Below are 15,482 nucleotides of genomic sequence, written 5' to 3' on the forward strand. Positions count from 1 at the left end.
CTCCCACGAAAACCGTCAGGATCAGTGAATACCTGTCCGTATACCGACAGCGACCGGCGAAACACGACGATTTCCCCGGTCGCTACCGGCGGTCTACTGGTACAGGCGCAGGGCCGAACCGATGAAATTGCGGCCGAATGCAAGACCCGCATTGTTGAAGTAGAGAGTCGTGATCTTGTCGGCAAAAGGTACCGCCGAGTTTGCTTTGATGATCTCGGACTCAGCGTCTGCCCAAGCGGCACAAGCGTCCTCGCCCGTCAGCCCGGAAGCCTTGGTGACGGCTGCGTCGTAGGCCGGGTTGGAGATCGACGCAAAGTTCATTCCCGCAGCGGGCACCGGACCGGAGAGGAAGGGGACCAGCATGCTGGGCAGCGCGACGTTGATCGGCTCCCACGCGACATCCCACGCCGTGTTGTCCTTGCCGCTGAGTGCGACATCGAGAATCTTGTTCGAGTCTCCACTGGTGAGTTCAACGGTGGCGCCCAGGTCGTTCCACGCGTTGACTGCGACGTCGGCGGCAGCATCGGTCGCGTCGCCGAACGTCTCGTAGACCATCCGAATTCGGAGCGGTGTGCCGTCCTTGCTGCGTTTACCGTCCGCGCCGACCTTCCAGCCCGCAGACTCGAGAGTTGCTGCGGCCGCACTGGTATCGAAGTCCGGTAGGTTTCCGGCGACAGAGTCGTAGATGCAGGCCCGCGGTTCGATGGACACCATCGTGGTCGATCGGGTTCCGCGGCCGGCGGTGAAGATCTCGGCGAGGTCGTCGAGATTGAGAGCCTGGACCAGCGCCTTGCGTACGGCAGGATCGCTCGTCGGATTGCCGGGACTGTGGTTGAAGAACATCTCGCCCGCTGGAGCAGGCTGCTTGACGGTATCCAAGTTCGCGGCGTTCATGCGGTCCTGATCGGGGCCGGAGACGGCAGCGGCATTCAGATCACCGGACAACACCTGGTTGGCCGCTGTGCTGTTGTTCGTGATGATGGATGCGACGACATTCTTGGGTACACCGGCAGTGTCGGAGGTAGTGCCGTCCGGTCCCCAGTTGTATCCGTCGCGCCGAACGTAGGAGTAATGATCGTTGGCGACTGCCTCGGTCATCTGGAACATGCCCGACCCGAAGGTCGTCTTGTTTGCCGCCGTCGGATCCTTCAACCCGGCCTCGCACATGATCGGTATTCGCGCCAGGTTGAGAAGCAGGAACGGAGAGGGTTCCGGAGTTGTGACCGTTACGGTCCGGGTCGCCGGGTCGGCGGTGGCAGTTGCAGTTGCCGGTGCGTACACCCCGCGGAGAGCGGATTTGTTTGCTGCGTTGGTGATGAAATTGACGTTGTCGGCGACGGTCTGGGCAGTCAGAGCGGATCCGTCGTTACAGGTGACGCCGTCGCGAATGGTGAAGGACGCGGAAGTGGTTGTCTCTTCCCATTTCTCGGCGAGCCACGGCTTGGTTACGCCGGTATCGGGATCCGGATGGAGCAGATAGTCGTAGCTCAGACGCGCCAGTTGGTGCGCCGGCGAAGCGGCGGTCATCAGCGGATTCAGAGCGCCGGGGTCGGCCACGAGAGCCAATTTGAAGGTGCCGTCCGTGACGGGTTCACCCCCACCCGAACCCGATGAGCCACCCGTTGAGCACGCGGTCAGGGCAAGAACGGTGCCAGTTGCCGCAGCCAGTAGTGCGTAGGACCGTTGTTTCATGGTGCCTCCGGAAGGTGTGGTCCCGCCCGAGTGACGCGAGGTCTGTCGGGTCAGGAGCAAAAGACGATTGCTTGAATCTTCACCCAACAAAAGAACGAGAACATCGTCCGGATTTACGAATGTTTCGTGAGACTTGGTAGATCGCTACAACATTGTCGGATGGAAGAGACGAAGCTGGAGCATCAGGCTGAATCGAGTTTCCGGATCATCGAGATCGATGCCGGCAATCCCGGCAAGCTTCTTGAGGCGGTACCGGAACGTGTTGACGTGGATGTGAACCAAGGACGCAGCAGCCGGAATGTCGCCGAACGTGTCGAGCCAGGCGCGGAGCGTGTCGACAAGGTTGATGTCGTGACTGCGGTCGTACTCACGCAGTACCGCGAGCGGACCCGATGCGGTCTCGTTCTCGTCCGCCAGGGCGTCGGAGAGGCGCAGAAGTAGGGAATTGATCTGCACGTCGTCGGCGCGCGCGACGGTCCGGCCCGAAGAATTCCACGTCGACCTCAGAACGCGAAGCGCTCGGTCGGCTTCGTCGCGTGACTTCTCCAGCGTCATCACGTCGGCCACTGTCGCACCGATTCCGATGACCACCGACTTTTCCGAACGGGAACGGTCTGCAAACTCCGACGCGATCCGACGCACGTAGTCGTCGTCGGTCTGGTGCCGGGTGTGTGGGATTACGGCGTAGACGGTGCCGCCGATCGCTGCCGCCACCGACAGCGGAAATACTTGGTCGAGATAGGTATTGAGTGTCAGGGCCAGTTGATCGACGTCGGCTTCGGCCTCCAACGATGCACCGGCGCCGCTACGGAAGCCGGCCGCAAGCACGTTTGCTTTCGAACGGCCGTAGCCCAGTCGCTCGGCCGCTTCCTTCGCTGAAGTGCCGCCACTCAGTAACGTGATCACCTCGCCCAACCTCAGTCGTCGTGCCGAATCCGCGGCCAGTTTGGCGCGAAGCAAACTCATGGCGGCCACGCCCGCAGCCTCGACGAGCGTTTTGACCTGTAATTCGTTCGGCTCCTCGTCCAAGATCACCCAGATCGAACCGAGGATCTGCGATGCCGCATGTATTCGCATGCCGACGCGGGGCCTGATGCCCGGCCCGATACCCGGTAGAAATACCGGCAGGGTAGAGCCGTAGATCTTGTTGAAATACCCCATTGACCTGAGCCGATCGGAATAGTGCTGCGGCACTTGATGTCCGAGGACACTCTGCTTACGTGCCTCGTCGCCGAAGGCTTGATCCGCCGAGAACGCGAGGATCCGGCTCGACTGATTCTCGATGGTGACCGGGCCGTTCAATACCTGAGCGATCGAGTTGGCAAGATCGAACAGGTCGGCGTCGGCGGCCGACGTGCGGTCCCCGTTGTTGCCGGATTCGAGGATCTCGTTGATCAACGACGCGCTTTGCAGCCAGCTTGCATCCTTGACCATTCCGAGGAGTGCGACGTCGGTGTCGGCCACCGCTTTCTCGACGAGGCCGTCGAAGTCCAGGGGCTCTTTGACGATCAGCGCTACCGCACCTGCCGAGCCGTATTCTCTTACCGCCGTTGCGATATCGGCCGAACCTGCGAGACCTGCGCCGAGTACGACGGCGCCCGCACTGTCCTGGGTAGCTTCGGACCCTTCGTGCAGGGTCACGCGGCTGACAGTGCGGGCGCCGTCGACGGTGTCGCCACCGCTGAGGAACGTCATTCCCAGTCTGTCGACGATGTCGACGATCGATACTCCCGTAGGTGTGGTCACCACCACACCTTAGGGGGAGCGGGGTCGATCAGTTGTCTGGTTGCCCTGCTCAGTTGCTGGGCTGCTCCGCCACGGCCTTCTCGACGAACCGGCGGGTCTGATCGAACGCCGCGGGCACCTGGACGGAATCGGTCATGTCACTGATCTCGGACCACCGTTCGGCGACGACCTCGGGCGAGAGTGCGCCTTCGGGGATGTAGACGCCCTGCGACTCTTCCATGCGAGCGATCGCGAAGACGCCGGCGCCGGCGCTGAGGATGGTCTTCGTCGGTGCGTCATCGGAGACCATGAACAGTGCGCCGGGTGAAATCGATTCGGGTGCAAGCAGAGCGAGAGTCTTCTCGTCGAGGAGGTCTTCGGTCATGCGGGTCGCGGCGGTCGGGGCCAGCGAGTTGACGCGGATGCCCTTGCGTTCGCCCTCGATGGCGAGAACGTTCATCAGGCCGACGACGCCGGACTTCGCGGCGCCGTAGTTCGCCTGGCCGAAGTTGCCGTAAATTCCCGATGCTGACGTAGTCATGAGGATGCGTCCGTAGTTCTGTTCGACCATGTGCGGCCAGACTGCCTTGGAACAGATGACGGAACCCATCAGATGCACGTCGATGACTTTGCGGAAGTCGTCGAGCTCGGCCTTGATGAACGACTTGTCGCGCAGGATTCCGGCGTTGTTGATCAGGATGTCCACGCGGCCCCACTTGTCCACGGCCGTCGCGACCATGGCGGCAACGGCGTCGACGTCGGTGATGTCGCAGTGGTCCGCGATGGCCTCGCCGCCCAGCTCGACGATTTCCGCCACTACCTTGGCTGCTGCGGTATCAGCGCCGCCACTGCCGTTGACCGAGCCACCCATGTCGTTGACGACGACGCGTGCGCCGCGTGCGGCGAGGGCCAATGCGTGTGAACGGCCGAGTCCGCCGCCTGCGCCCGTGATGATCGCTACCTTGCCGGAAAAATCCAACGACATTGGAAAACCTCTCTGATCTGGGATACTACTCAGTATTACTATGCGATGGCGTGGAAACAGTCAAGGGCCGGCAGGCAGTGTGAATGGGAGTGGAAGTCGAATGAGTAGTGATCTTCCGGACGTGCGATCCGCGATCATCACCAGCGCCGCCGACGCCTTTGCCGAAGACGGTTACGCAGCCACGACTGTAGATTTACTGGCCGATCGAATCGGCGCCACCAAAGGTCTTGTCTACTACCACTTTCGTTCCAAGTTCGACATCTACCTGGCAATCTACGAGCGCGGGATGAGCCTGCTCCGCGCTGAGGTCGAGTCTCGGATGGGCGGGGCAGAAAGCGGCCTCGCGCGTCTCGAAGCGATGTCGCACGCCCACCTGGTCAATCTCATGACGCATCTCGGGTACCACCACACGATCCACCAAGGTGTCCGGGGCCAGATGAACTCCGCGCTCAAGCCGAGGCAACAGCAAGTCCTCGTGGAGCTGAATTCGCTGCGACTCGACTACGAGAATCTGTTCGTCGACGTGATGACGGAAGGCGTCGCGGATGGTTCCATTCGCGTGGGCTCACCACGGATGGCGGCAAAAGTACTCCTCAGCAGTCTCAACGGCATCGACCTCTGGTACCGAAGACGTGAAGGGCAGACGTTGGCGGAGACGGAGTCGTTGGCGGACCAGATCGTCGAACTGTTGATCGGCGGATTGCGCGCTGCGAACTGACTGAAAGCTGCATTCGTCGAGCGGGTTTCCTCCGACCGGTTCGTGCTGTCCTGCGGCTTGTCGTTCGGTTTGTCGTGCTCTGACAGTCGGGGTAGCATGTTGGCGTCGTGCGCGGACTTGCGTAGGAATTCAGGGAAGAGGAGGTGTGGCTGTAATGCGTGGCCAACCTCCGAGTACCAACTGAAGCTGTAGCCGCCCGGGTTGATCCGGTATTTTGCTGCAGCTTCATCGTGTGTTCATCGGCTTCGGCTTTGCTGTGAAGCAAGCGTCGTCGTTCACTCTTCCCTCGAAAGCTGTTCAGCATGCGCGAATTTCGTCGTTCACGTTCGGTACTGCCACGTCGTTCCGCGGGGCTCGGTGACTCACATCCCGGACACTCGCGTGCCGCACGCACCGTCGTCAAGGCTGCCCCGCCCGAGGCGGTGGCGCCCGTCGAATCGACCGTCGTCAACAGCGGCGTGTACCGCGACGGCGAGCGGATAGCGTCGCCGTCCACGCTGGCGGAAGCGCTGTCATGCCTTCCGGATTCGCAGTCGATGGCGTGGATCGGCATGTACCGGCCCGACGACGCCCAGTTGTATGCCGCTGCACAACATTTCGACCTCCACGAACTGGCGGTCGAGGATGCGATCGTCGCGCACCAGCGCCCCAAGCTCGAGCGCTACGGCAAGACACTGTTCGTGGTGCTGCGTGCTGCGCGGTACCGCGACGAGACCGAGCGGGTCGAATTCGGCGAGTTGCACATCTTCTGTGGTCCGAACTTCATTCTGACCGTCCGTCACAGTGAATCGCCGGATCTGTCGGCGGTGCGGACTCGCATGGAGAACGATCCTGACCTGTTGCGGTTGGGTACCGAGGCCGTTCTCTATGCCATTCTCGACGCAGTCGTCGACGGGTACGCCCCGGTGGTGGCCGGACTGCAGAACGACATCGACGAGATCGAAACCGAAGTATTCAGTGGCGATCCCGGAGTTTCGCGTCGCATCTACGAACTGACCCGTGAGGTGATCGAATTCCAGCGGGCGACGCGTCCGCTGCTGGGAATGCTGCGTGGGTTGTCGGCAGGGTTCGACAAGTACCACACGGACGAGGAACTCCAGCGATACCTGCGCGACGTCACCGACCATGCGACGACTGTGGTGGAGCGGGCCGACGGCTTTCGTCAGTTGCTCGGAAACATCCTCACGGTGAACGCAACTCTGGTGTCGCAGAACCAGAACGAGGAGATGCGCAATCTGACGCAGGCAAGCTACGCGCAGAACGAGGAGATCAAGAAGGTCTCGGCGTGGGCGGCAATTCTCTTCGCGCCGACGCTCATCGGAACCGTGTACGGGATGAACTTCGACGACATGCCGGAACTGCACTGGCACTTGGGCTATCCGTTTGCGCTCTCGATGATGTTCCTGACCTGTGGAAGTCTCTACACGATCTTCAAGCGTCGGGGCTGGCTGTAGAAAGTGCCGGCTGTAGAAAGCGCTGTGCGCCTTGCCAACCGAGATCGGTTGGCAAGGCGCACAGGTGTTTTTCGGGAGGGCGCTCGAATCAGAGCGTTGCGACGCAGACCGTGAACTTACGTTCCGGGTGCTCGAATCCCGAGTCTGCCCCCGAACCGCATTCGTCGATCGACGTGGAGTTCTGCAGGATTTCGACGACCTCGACTACATTGGTGCCGCTGGTATCCGAGCATTCGATGCGGGCGGGCTCATCCATTCCGCTGCCGAGGTCCATGCATCCGCCGACTACCCAGTCGACGTCGAGACAGACAGCGCCCTGCTCGTCACCCGCGAGGGTCTCGTAGTAGTACGAGTCGACATCGGAGGCACACAGATCAGAGGTGGGAACCTTGGCGACCACCTTGTAGTTGGAATCCTTGCTACCGCAGTCCGCGTTGTCGATTTCTGCGGCCGTCGTGGTGCCTCCGAGCTTGACGCAATCACCGATCGACACGTCGATGTCGACGTCGCCGCCGTCGTCCGAGCCCTCCTGGCCGGTGATCTTCGAGGTGGTCGGGGCCGCGGAGGTAGTGGTCGAATCGGCAACCGAGGAAGATGATTCCGCAATGGCTTTCGGCTCGATGTCGGAACCGCAACCGACGGTGAAGGCGGCGATTGCAGAAGTTGCGATCACCGCAGTGCAAAGTCGCCGGACGATTCCGGACATAAGGACCCCTTTGTTGATTCTTGGATAATTCTGTTGGTTCGTGGATTGTTCGGGACCTATTCCAATACATCGGTAGTCGAATTGCCAACCGGACTGTCAGTATGGGTAGGTGGAGCTACCCCTGATGCCGCCGCTTGCCCCGATGCTCGCGAAGGCTGCGGCCACTGTGCCGCCTCAGCCCGAGTCCGGTGACCCGACGTGGTCGTACGAGCCGAAATGGGACGGATTTCGAGCAATCATCTTTCGTGACGGTGACGAAGTGGTGCTCGGATCGCGAGGAGGAAAGGACCTGGCGCGGTACTTTCCCGAAGCGGTGGAAGCTGTCAAGTCTGAATTGCCCGAAAAATGTGTCGTGGACGGAGAACTGGTGGTTCCCCGTGAGATCGACGGTGTGACGCGTCTGAGTTGGGAAGCGCTCTCCGAGCGGATTCATCCCGCCGCGAGCCGCGTCGCATTGTTGTCGGAACAGACGCCAGCGCAATTTGTCGGGTTCGATTTACTGGCGCTCGGCGATCGCGACGTCTCGATCGAGGACTTCGGGGTCCGACGTGCGCTGCTCCTCGATTGCATCGGTGGCGGGCCGAGTTGCCACGTCACGGCAGCGACGGCAGACAGCGCCGAAGCAATGGCCTGGTTCGAAACCTTCGAAGGCGCGGGTCTCGACGGGGTTGTCGCCAAGAAGCTGGCGGGACCGTACCTGCCGAACAAGCGCGAGATGATCAAGGTGAAACACGCCAGGACCGCGGATGTCGTACTGCTGGGCTACCGTCCCCACAAGAGTCAGCCAGGTATCGGGTCGATGCTTCTTGGTCTGTACGACGGTTCCGAATTGAAGATGGTCGGTGGCGCTTCTGCTTTCACCGCGGCGCGGCGGATCGAGTTGTTGGCCGAACTCGAACCTTTGCGCCTCGGGGACGACGTTGTAGCCGAGGGAGAGGCCAGCCGGTGGAGATCGGCCGCAGACCGCTCCTGGATTCCGCTTCGTCCTGAGCGGGTGCTCGAAGTGGCGTACGACCAGATGGAAGGGGAACGCTTTCGGCACGCTGCACGATTCCTGCGCTGGCGTCCGGACAGGGTGCCCGACGAATGCACATTCGATCAGTTGGAGGTTCCGGTGCGATACGACTTCGCGGATGTTCTTGCAGGCGGTAAGTGATGGCGAGCCCGGCAGAGGAACTGGACGTCGACGGGATCGCGGTCCGATTGTCGAGCCCGGACAAGATCTACTATCCGCAGTTGGGTGAGGACGGCGGAACCAAACGGCATCTTGTCGAGTACTACCGAACGGTGGCGCTGCAGGGTGCAGCGTTGCGGGCGCTCCAAGATCGGCCAACTCATCTTCAGCGATTCCCCGACGGCATCGAGGGCGAAGAGGTTTACCAGAAGCGGCTGCCGGCAAAGCGGCCCGAGCACGTCGAATCCTGCGAGGTCACGTTCCCGTCGGGTCGCAAGGCTGACGTCCTTCGAGTGCGAAGTGCTGCGAACATCGTGTGGGCCGCCAATCTCGGGACTGTCACGTTTCATCCCTGGGCCGTGCGGTGCCCGGACACCGACCACCCGGACGAACTGCGCATCGATCTCGATCCGCAACCGGGGACCGGGTTCGACGAGGCCGTTGCCATCGCGGACGAGGTCCTTCGCCCTCTGCTCGCCGAGTTGGGATTGGAAGGATTTCCCAAGACGTCCGGTGGCCGAGGCCTTCACGTCTACATCCCGCTCGAGGCGCGCTGGGATTTTGTCGAGGTCCGCCACGCGGGTATCGCCCTCGCCCGTGAAGTCGAACGTCGTAGTGCCGATCGCGCCACCACGGCGTGGTGGAAGGAAGAGCGGGGTGAACGGATCTTCATCGACTTCAATCAGAATGCCCGTGACCGGACGATCGCGGCGGCGTATTCCGCTCGTAAGACGCCGATCGCAACTGTGTCGACGCCGGTGACCTGGGACGAACTGCGCGACGTGCATCCAGACGACTGCACCATCGCCACGGTTCCCGGCTTGCTCGCCGATCGTGGTGATCCGATGGAAGCCATGCACGACAAGGCCTTTGCCCTCGATGTTCTGTTGGAGATGTGGGAGAAGGATCTGGCGGCAGGACTGGGCGATCTGCCGTACCCGCCGAACTATCCCAAAATGCCCGGTGAACCCAAACGTGTTCAACCGAGCAAGGACCGCGATCGGAAGAACAAAGACGGGTAGCGTCAGAGGCGGACATATCGGGTAATTCGATCAGACGTCGAATGTACGGTCACGTCGAATGCACTGTGGGGGTTGGATATGGATCGCCGGAAAATGCGAGCAGCAAGCTTAGCGGCGGGTGGCGTGATTCTTGCCGCCTTCGGATTGTCACTCGGTAGCGGAACAGCGTCGGCCGCGACGTTGGATTGTTCGGCGCGCGGCCAAGATCAGACGATCGTCGACGGGTCATCCGCATGCCGAGCGGTGGCAGATCCCTCCAGTTACGCGATTTCACACGTGGAGGGCGATGGCGTCGGCGTCGCCGATTCGCGAGACGGTGGCCGGTCGGCGGGCGTCGGACTCTTCGGCGGCGTTGCTGCAGCGGAGTCGCGCGGTGGGCTGCTTGCCGCCGTCGCGTACGGCCCGGGTTCGCTCGCACTCGGTCGCACCGACTCCTCACCATTTGCCGTCGTGCTCAGTGGGCCTGGTGGCAGAGCGGCAGTGGGTGACGCGGACGTCGGGGCGATCTGCTCAGGTGGTCCCACCCTTGTTTTCAATATCGCCACAGGTCAGGGATGTTTCAGCGACGGCACTTCGACGTGGGTCACCCCGTGAGGGCACCCCGGCCCTGAGCCTCTTGCGTGACAGTGGTCACAATGGTGTCAAGCTCCTGCCACCGATCGGGTGACCGGGCAACTTGATCAGCGGGGATCGGAGGACGCGATGACTCCCAGTGCACGACGGGGTTCGCTCGCCCGGGTGGAGGTGCCTTCGCGCACCGAGCTGTACGTGGACCGGCGATTCCTTCCCTTGGCCGACCGCTTTTTCGCGATGTATCGCCAACCGCAACAAGGCGGCGGCGCGCTGGTCGTGTACCTGGGCGGTGAGAAAGTGCTCGACATCTGGGCCGGCAATGCCGATCGTGATCGGCGCTGGGACCACGACACGGTGTCGCTGTCGTTCTCGACCGGCAAAGGCGTCGCCAGCACCGTCGTTCACCGACTCGCCGAACGTGGGTTGATCGACTACGACGCCCCGGTTGCTCGGTACTGGCCTGAATTCGCGGCGGCCGGCAAGGACAAGATCTCCGTCCGCGAACTGATGTCACATCGCGCGGGCCTTCACCGAGTTCGCGGCTTGATGCCGCATCCTCTCGACCTGATGGACTACGACGCGGTCGTTGCCGCCCTGGCTGCCGAGAAACCGGATCCGCGTCGGCTTCGAGGCCCCGGCTATCACGCTGTGACCTACGGCTGGTTGGTAGCCGAACTTGTGGCCAGGGTGTCCGGTCAGCCGTTCATCGACGTCGTACAAGCGGAGATAGCGAAGCCCCTCGGAGTCGACGAATTCTGGTACCCCGCGTACCCGAAACCGGGCGTCCACGGATCGCGAAGCTGTTCCCACATATCAACCCTGCCGGCTTGAACTGGGCCTTCGCGTCGACCGTGCTCTCACACGTCGGTCCGACTCGCGGACTCGCGGAGGCCGCGATGCCGGACGGTTTCGACGTCATGGTGCGCAACCCGGCTGTCCACGACGCCGTCATGCCGGGCTGGAACGGAGTGTTCAGCGCGCGTGCTCTCGCGAAGATGTACGGCGCCATCGCGAACGGCGGCGTGATCGACGGGAAGCGGTTCCTGAAGGAATCGACCATCGACCAGATGTCGACCATCCAGACTCGCGATCGGGATTACGTGCTGGCGGTGCGGCCTAACTGGACTCTCGGTTACCACCCGCCGATCATTGCCGCGCGGCGGCAGCCGCGGAATGCGATAGGCCACTACGGAGTCGGCGGTTCAGGCGCGTATGCGGACCTGTCCAGCGGACTCTCGCTCGGTTTCACCACCAACAGGTTGGGTAGTGCTGTGACAGCTCTCGGTGATCTTCGCCTTGCGAGGCTCGGCGCCGAGGCGCAGGAGTTGGTTCGTCGAATCTGACACGAAGGGAATGCCATGAGCAGCAACGTGTACCGGGTGACCGAGATCGTCGGCTCGTCCACCGAGAGCAGTGACGCGGCAATTCGCACCGCCATCGCCCGGGCGAACGAGACGGTGCGCAACCTCGAATGGTTCGAGGTGGTGGAAACTCGCGGTCACATCGAGAACGGCGCCGTGGCGCATTTCCAGGTCACGTTGAAGGTCGGCTTCCGGCTCGACGGCGACGAATCTTGAGTCGTCGTTCATGAGTGTTGATCTCAGGGCGGCCGTCGGGTTCATGGCGGGACATGCCAGAACTCTCGATCGGCATCGACTGAATTTGATTCTCGGACAGGGTGACCGGACCGCGGCATTGGCGGCTGTGGACAGTTATCGCAACCCGGACGGTGGGTACGGCTGGGGACTCGAACCGGATCTTCGCTCGGCATCGAGCCAACCTGGCGGCGCGCTGCACGCCTTCGAAGCCTTTGCCGACATCGGAACGCCGACGCCCAGAGCCGTCGAACTGTGCGACTGGTTGCAGACCAATTCGCTGGCAGACGGCGGTTTGCCGTTCGCCTTCCCGATCGCCGACCCGGCCGGTTGTGCGCCCTTCTGGGTGGATGCGGATCCGTTGGCGCCGTCGTTGCAGATCACCAGCATCGTGTGTGCTGCAGCGGCTCGCGTCGCCGAATTCGACGAGGCCGTCGCCGAACATCCGTGGTTCGCCTCTGCCGTTCGATATTGCCTCGACGCGATCGACGGGGCGGATTCTCTGCATGCCCTCGAGCTGGCCTTTGCCTTGCAGTTTCTCGACGCGGTTCACCGGAACAGTCCCGAAGCGTCGTCGTTGGTGAGCACTCTTGGTTCGCGTATCCCGGCTGACGGCTTGGTTCACGTGGACGGGGGAGCCGAGGGCGAATTCATGCGGCCCCTCGATTTCTCACCGCTTCCCGGCGGCCCGACCCGCGCGTTGTTCGACGCATCAGTGATCGAGTCCGAACTGTCTGCGCTCGCTGCGCGACAACATGGCGACGGCGGTTGGGCGGTGGATTTCGACAGCTATTCGCCCGTCGCGGCGTTGGAATGGCGAGGTCACGCCACCGTGCAGGCGGTGTGGCTGCTGAAGCGCAATGGGGTGATCTGAAAACGATTCTCGCGCCAAATTGGAACACGTTATAGTCTGGGAACCAGTTCGAGCTTCGTGTTTCAGGGATAGGGGAATGTCATGGCGTATGTGATCACGCAGCCGTGCTGCAACGACGCCTCGTGTGTTGACGTGTGTCCGGTCAATTGCATTCACCCGACACCGGACGAAGCCCCGTTCGCGACCACCGAAATGCTCTACATCGATCCCGACACCTGCATCGATTGTGGTGCGTGTGTGGACGAATGCCCGGTCGAGGCGATCTTCCCGGACAACGAACTCGACGAGGACGACGCGCCGTACCTGCAGATGAACGCGTCGTACTTCGAGAAGCATCCGATGGGCCCGGATTGGCCCGAGCCGATCACGATGGCCAAGATCGATCCCGAACTGGGAACGCTGAAAGTAGCGATCGTCGGCTCCGGCCCGGCCGCCTGCTACGCGGCGATGGAACTGACCGGCAAGCCTCGCGTCGAGGTCGACATGTTCGATCGACTTCCCACTCCCTACGGTTTGGTGCGCGCCGGCGTGGCGCCAGACCATCCCGGAACCAAGGGGGTCACCGATCAGTTCCGCGCCGTCGTCGCGAAGAAGACTGTGCGCTGCCACTTCAACGTCGAGGTGGGCACCCACATCTCGCATTCGGAACTCTTGGACCATCACCACGCAGTGATCTACGCGGTGGGCGCTGCCGGGGATCGCAAGCTCGAGATCCCGGGCGAGGATCTGCCGGGAAGTCACGCCGCCACCGAGTTCGTCGCCTGGTACAACGGCCACCCGGGATATGCCGATCGGACTTTCGATCTGTCCGGCGAGCGAGCGGTGATCGTCGGAAACGGCAACGTCGCACTCGACGTCGCACGCATCCTGGTGACCGACCCTGACCAGCTTGCGAAGACGGACCTCGCCGAGCACGCATTGGAAGCGCTGCGGAACAGCAAGATTCGTGAGGTGGTCATTCTCGGGCGTCGTGGGCCGGCGCAGGCCGCGTACACCAATCCCGAACTGTTGGCGCTCGGACAGATGGCGAACGTGGACGTAGTCGTCGACCCGATCGAAGCCGAACTCGACGAGGCCAGTCAGGCGTTCGTGGAAAGCGATGCCGCCGAGCCGTCCGTCCTGCTCAAGGTCAAGCAGGCGCAGGAATTTGCTTCGCGTACCGCAGATCCTTCTCGCAAGCGGATCGTTCTCCGGTTCCTCACCTCTCCCGTCGAGGTCCTCGGCGACGGTGCAGTCTCACAGGTGAGGATCGTGAAAAACGAATTGGTGGCAACGCCGACCGGTCAGCTCTCCGCCCGGCCTACCGAGACCGAGGAGACGATCGACACTTCACTGGTGCTTCGGTCGGTCGGATACCGCGGCACACCGATGGCCGACTTGCCCTTCGACGACGCTCGCGGCGTGATCCCCAACGAGAACGGCAGAGTAATCGACACCGAGACCGGCACGCCGATCCCGGGTGTCTACGTCGCGGGTTGGATCAAGCGCGGACCGACTGGCGTGATCGGCACCAACAAGTACTGCTCCGCCGAGACCGTGTCGATGATCTTCGACGACTTCGCTGGTGGGCGCCTCGCCACCCCGACCGAGGATGCCGACAAGTTGCAGGTTTTGTTGGCAGACCGGTCGCCGGATCAGGTGGACTATCAAGGTTGGCAGCGTATCGACAAGGCAGAACGCGCATCCGGTGCCGCAACCGGACGACCGCGAACCAAACTCATCTCCATCGAATCCATGTTGGCGGCTGCCCGCAGCGACGGATAGCAACGTTTGGGCGAACATCCGAATTGCTCGATTGCCGCTTTTGTGTGTTAATGACTATGGAAATGTGCGGTTTGCTCTCTTCGGCGTGCTCGGGTGTGTAGGTGTGCTCCGAGCGGGTGCGTGCGAATGGTGCATCGGCATCGGTACCAGGCGGGTATCGATGCCGGCCGCGCACGATCCACGTGAGTACGTGGTCAGTCGAGCGAAGGTAGTGACATGGGCAGCAAAAAGGGTCGTCGGACGTCACGGGTTGCCGTGGCAATCGTCGGAGCAGTGGCCGCCGGCCTCGCTCTGGCCGGACCCTCCGCGGCTGTTCCGCTCTTTCCCGGTGGACCCGACATTCCGTTGCCCGTCATTCCCGGCGTTCCGTACCTCGATCCGGCAATTCCGGTTCCGGGCATCCCGGGTACGCCGATCCAGGCGCCCATCGGCGTCCCCAACTTCTCCGCGCCGTCGCTCAACCCGTCCGCGGGTGAGACCGTCGGTATCGCTCAGCCGATCATCATTCGTTTCAACGAGGCAGTCGGCGACCGTGCCACGGCCGAGCGCGCGATTCGCGTGACCACCGATCCTCCGGTCGAGGGCAGCTTCTACTGGATCAACGACAGTCAGGTCCGTTGGAAGCCGGCACAGTTTTGGCCGGCGAACATCTCCGTGACCGTCGACGCCGGTGATTCGCACTCCACGTTCAACATCGGTGACGCACTCGTCACCGTCGCGGACGACAACACCAAGCAGGTCACGGTCACCCGCAACGGCGAGGTCGTGCGCACCATGCCGACGTCGTTCGGCAAGCCGGGCCACGAAACACCGAACGGCACGTACATCGTCGGCGAGCAGCTGCGCGACATGTACATGGATTCGTCCACGTACGGCGTTCCGATCGATTCTCCCGAGGGGTACCGCACCTACGTCGAGTACGCGACGCGAATTTCCTACAGTGGCATCTTCGTCCATGCAGCTCCGTGGTCGGTTGCGCAACAGGGTTTCACCAACGTCAGCCACGGCTGCCTCAATGTCAGCACCGAGGATGCCAAGTGGTTCTTCGAGAACGCTGGCAAGGGCGACCCGGTGATCGTGCAGAACACCGCAGGTGGAGTCCTCAGCGGCGCCGACGGATTGGGTGACTGGAACCGCTAGACATCGACGAGGAAGGCCCTGCGCGAGAAGTATTCGCGCAGGGCCTTTTTCGTGTCGCGT

Annotated in this window: 13 protein-coding genes and 1 pseudogene; 10 read left to right on the top strand and 4 right to left on the bottom strand. The window is 62.3% G+C overall.

The window, feature by feature from the left end:
* Positions 1 to 93: 93 nt before the first annotated feature.
* The 3 genes from ABIE52_RS27435 to ABIE52_RS27445 all read right to left on the bottom strand — a co-directional run bounded on the left by ABIE52_RS27435 (position 94) and on the right by ABIE52_RS27445 (position 4,402).
* Entirely contained in the window at positions 94 to 1,692 is a 1,599-nt protein-coding gene (locus ABIE52_RS27435; RefSeq protein WP_007731371.1) for an ABC transporter substrate-binding protein, read from the bottom strand.
* Positions 1,693 to 1,836: 144 nt separating this feature from the next.
* Positions 1,837 to 3,438, bottom strand: a complete 1,602-nt coding sequence (locus ABIE52_RS27440) for a PucR family transcriptional regulator (protein WP_007731373.1) — start codon at positions 3,436 to 3,438, stop codon at positions 1,837 to 1,839.
* A 49-nt stretch (positions 3,439 to 3,487) separates the two neighbouring features.
* Complete coding sequence (locus ABIE52_RS27445) at positions 3,488 to 4,402, bottom strand: SDR family NAD(P)-dependent oxidoreductase (RefSeq protein WP_007731375.1); 915 nt, start codon at positions 4,400 to 4,402, stop codon at positions 3,488 to 3,490.
* Positions 4,403 to 4,502: 100 nt separating this feature from the next.
* On the opposite strand from ABIE52_RS27445, the gene ABIE52_RS27450 reads away from it, so the two are divergent.
* The gene (locus ABIE52_RS27450) at positions 4,503 to 5,120 is read left to right on the top strand and encodes a TetR/AcrR family transcriptional regulator (protein WP_003940047.1); all 618 of its coding nucleotides are present in this window, start codon (positions 4,503 to 4,505) and stop codon (positions 5,118 to 5,120) included.
* 302 nt (positions 5,121 to 5,422) lie between these two features.
* Positions 5,423 to 6,574, top strand: coding sequence for a magnesium and cobalt transport protein CorA (locus ABIE52_RS27455; protein WP_007731382.1), 1,152 nt, complete (start codon positions 5,423 to 5,425; stop codon positions 6,572 to 6,574).
* Between the two features lie 88 nt (positions 6,575 to 6,662).
* Here the strand turns inward: ABIE52_RS27455 and lppU are convergent, their stop codons facing one another.
* On the bottom strand, positions 6,663 to 7,280 hold the full coding sequence (gene lppU, locus ABIE52_RS27460) for an LppU family putative lipoprotein (RefSeq protein WP_007731384.1): 618 nt from the start codon (positions 7,278 to 7,280) through the stop codon (positions 6,663 to 6,665).
* 109 nt (positions 7,281 to 7,389) lie between these two features.
* Here lppU and ABIE52_RS27465 point away from each other — a divergent pair, with 109 nt between their 5' ends.
* From ABIE52_RS27465 to ABIE52_RS27500, 8 genes and pseudogenes are all read left to right on the top strand, one after another.
* Positions 7,390 to 8,436, top strand: coding sequence for an ATP-dependent DNA ligase (locus ABIE52_RS27465; protein ID WP_003940354.1), 1,047 nt, complete (start codon positions 7,390 to 7,392; stop codon positions 8,434 to 8,436).
* Positions 8,436 to 9,476 carry a non-homologous end-joining DNA ligase gene (ligD, locus tag ABIE52_RS27470; protein ID WP_003940248.1) on the top strand — a complete coding sequence of 347 codons (1,041 nt, stop codon included), beginning with the start codon at positions 8,436 to 8,438 and terminating at the stop codon, positions 9,474 to 9,476. Before ABIE52_RS27465 ends, ligD begins: the two co-directional genes overlap by 1 nt.
* Before the next feature lie 78 nt (positions 9,477 to 9,554).
* Positions 9,555 to 10,070, top strand: a complete 516-nt coding sequence (locus tag ABIE52_RS27475) for a DUF6764 family protein (protein ID WP_037128623.1) — start codon at positions 9,555 to 9,557, stop codon at positions 10,068 to 10,070.
* A gap of 108 nt (positions 10,071 to 10,178) precedes the next feature.
* A pseudogene (locus ABIE52_RS27480) lies at positions 10,179 to 11,392 on the top strand (serine hydrolase domain-containing protein).
* 15 nt (positions 11,393 to 11,407) lie between these two features.
* Positions 11,408 to 11,626, top strand: coding sequence for a dodecin (locus ABIE52_RS27485; RefSeq protein ID WP_003939815.1), 219 nt, complete (start codon positions 11,408 to 11,410; stop codon positions 11,624 to 11,626).
* Positions 11,627 to 11,636: 10 nt separating this feature from the next.
* A complete protein-coding gene (locus tag ABIE52_RS27490; protein WP_050654826.1) occupies positions 11,637 to 12,518 on the top strand; it encodes a hypothetical protein in 882 nt (293 codons plus the stop codon).
* 81 nt (positions 12,519 to 12,599) lie between these two features.
* Positions 12,600 to 14,282, top strand: a complete 1,683-nt coding sequence (locus tag ABIE52_RS27495; protein WP_064687687.1) for an FAD-dependent oxidoreductase — start codon at positions 12,600 to 12,602, stop codon at positions 14,280 to 14,282.
* Positions 14,283 to 14,498: 216 nt separating this feature from the next.
* A complete protein-coding gene (locus ABIE52_RS27500) occupies positions 14,499 to 15,422 on the top strand; it encodes a L,D-transpeptidase (RefSeq protein ID WP_064687686.1) in 924 nt (307 codons plus the stop codon).
* Positions 15,423 to 15,482: the final 60 nt, after the last annotated feature.

The organism is Rhodococcus sp. OAS809, from assembly GCF_040546695.1.
Taxonomy (GTDB): Bacteria; Actinomycetota; Actinomycetes; order Mycobacteriales; family Mycobacteriaceae; genus Rhodococcus_F; species Rhodococcus_F qingshengii.

Excerpts from the sequence above, each read along its gene's own strand:
- ABIE52_RS27435 (WP_007731371.1), bottom strand. The coding sequence starts at position 1,692 with ATGAAACAACGGTCCTACGCACTACTGGCTGCGGCAACTGGCACCGTT.
- ABIE52_RS27445 (WP_007731375.1), bottom strand. The coding sequence starts at position 4,402 with ATGTCGTTGGATTTTTCCGGCAAGGTAGCGATCATCACGGGCGCAGGC.
- ABIE52_RS27450 (WP_003940047.1), top strand. The coding sequence starts at position 4,503 with ATGAGTAGTGATCTTCCGGACGTGCGATCCGCGATCATCACCAGCGCC.
- ABIE52_RS27455 (WP_007731382.1), top strand. The coding sequence starts at position 5,423 with ATGCGCGAATTTCGTCGTTCACGTTCGGTACTGCCACGTCGTTCCGCG.
- lppU (WP_007731384.1), bottom strand. The coding sequence starts at position 7,280 with ATGTCCGGAATCGTCCGGCGACTTTGCACTGCGGTGATCGCAACTTCT.
- ligD (WP_003940248.1), top strand. The coding sequence starts at position 8,436 with ATGGCGAGCCCGGCAGAGGAACTGGACGTCGACGGGATCGCGGTCCGA.
- ABIE52_RS27475 (WP_037128623.1), top strand. The coding sequence starts at position 9,555 with ATGGATCGCCGGAAAATGCGAGCAGCAAGCTTAGCGGCGGGTGGCGTG.
- ABIE52_RS27485 (WP_003939815.1), top strand. The coding sequence starts at position 11,408 with ATGAGCAGCAACGTGTACCGGGTGACCGAGATCGTCGGCTCGTCCACC.
- ABIE52_RS27490 (WP_050654826.1), top strand. The coding sequence starts at position 11,637 with ATGAGTGTTGATCTCAGGGCGGCCGTCGGGTTCATGGCGGGACATGCC.
- ABIE52_RS27495 (WP_064687687.1), top strand. The coding sequence starts at position 12,600 with ATGGCGTATGTGATCACGCAGCCGTGCTGCAACGACGCCTCGTGTGTT.
- ABIE52_RS27500 (WP_064687686.1), top strand. The coding sequence starts at position 14,499 with ATGGGCAGCAAAAAGGGTCGTCGGACGTCACGGGTTGCCGTGGCAATC.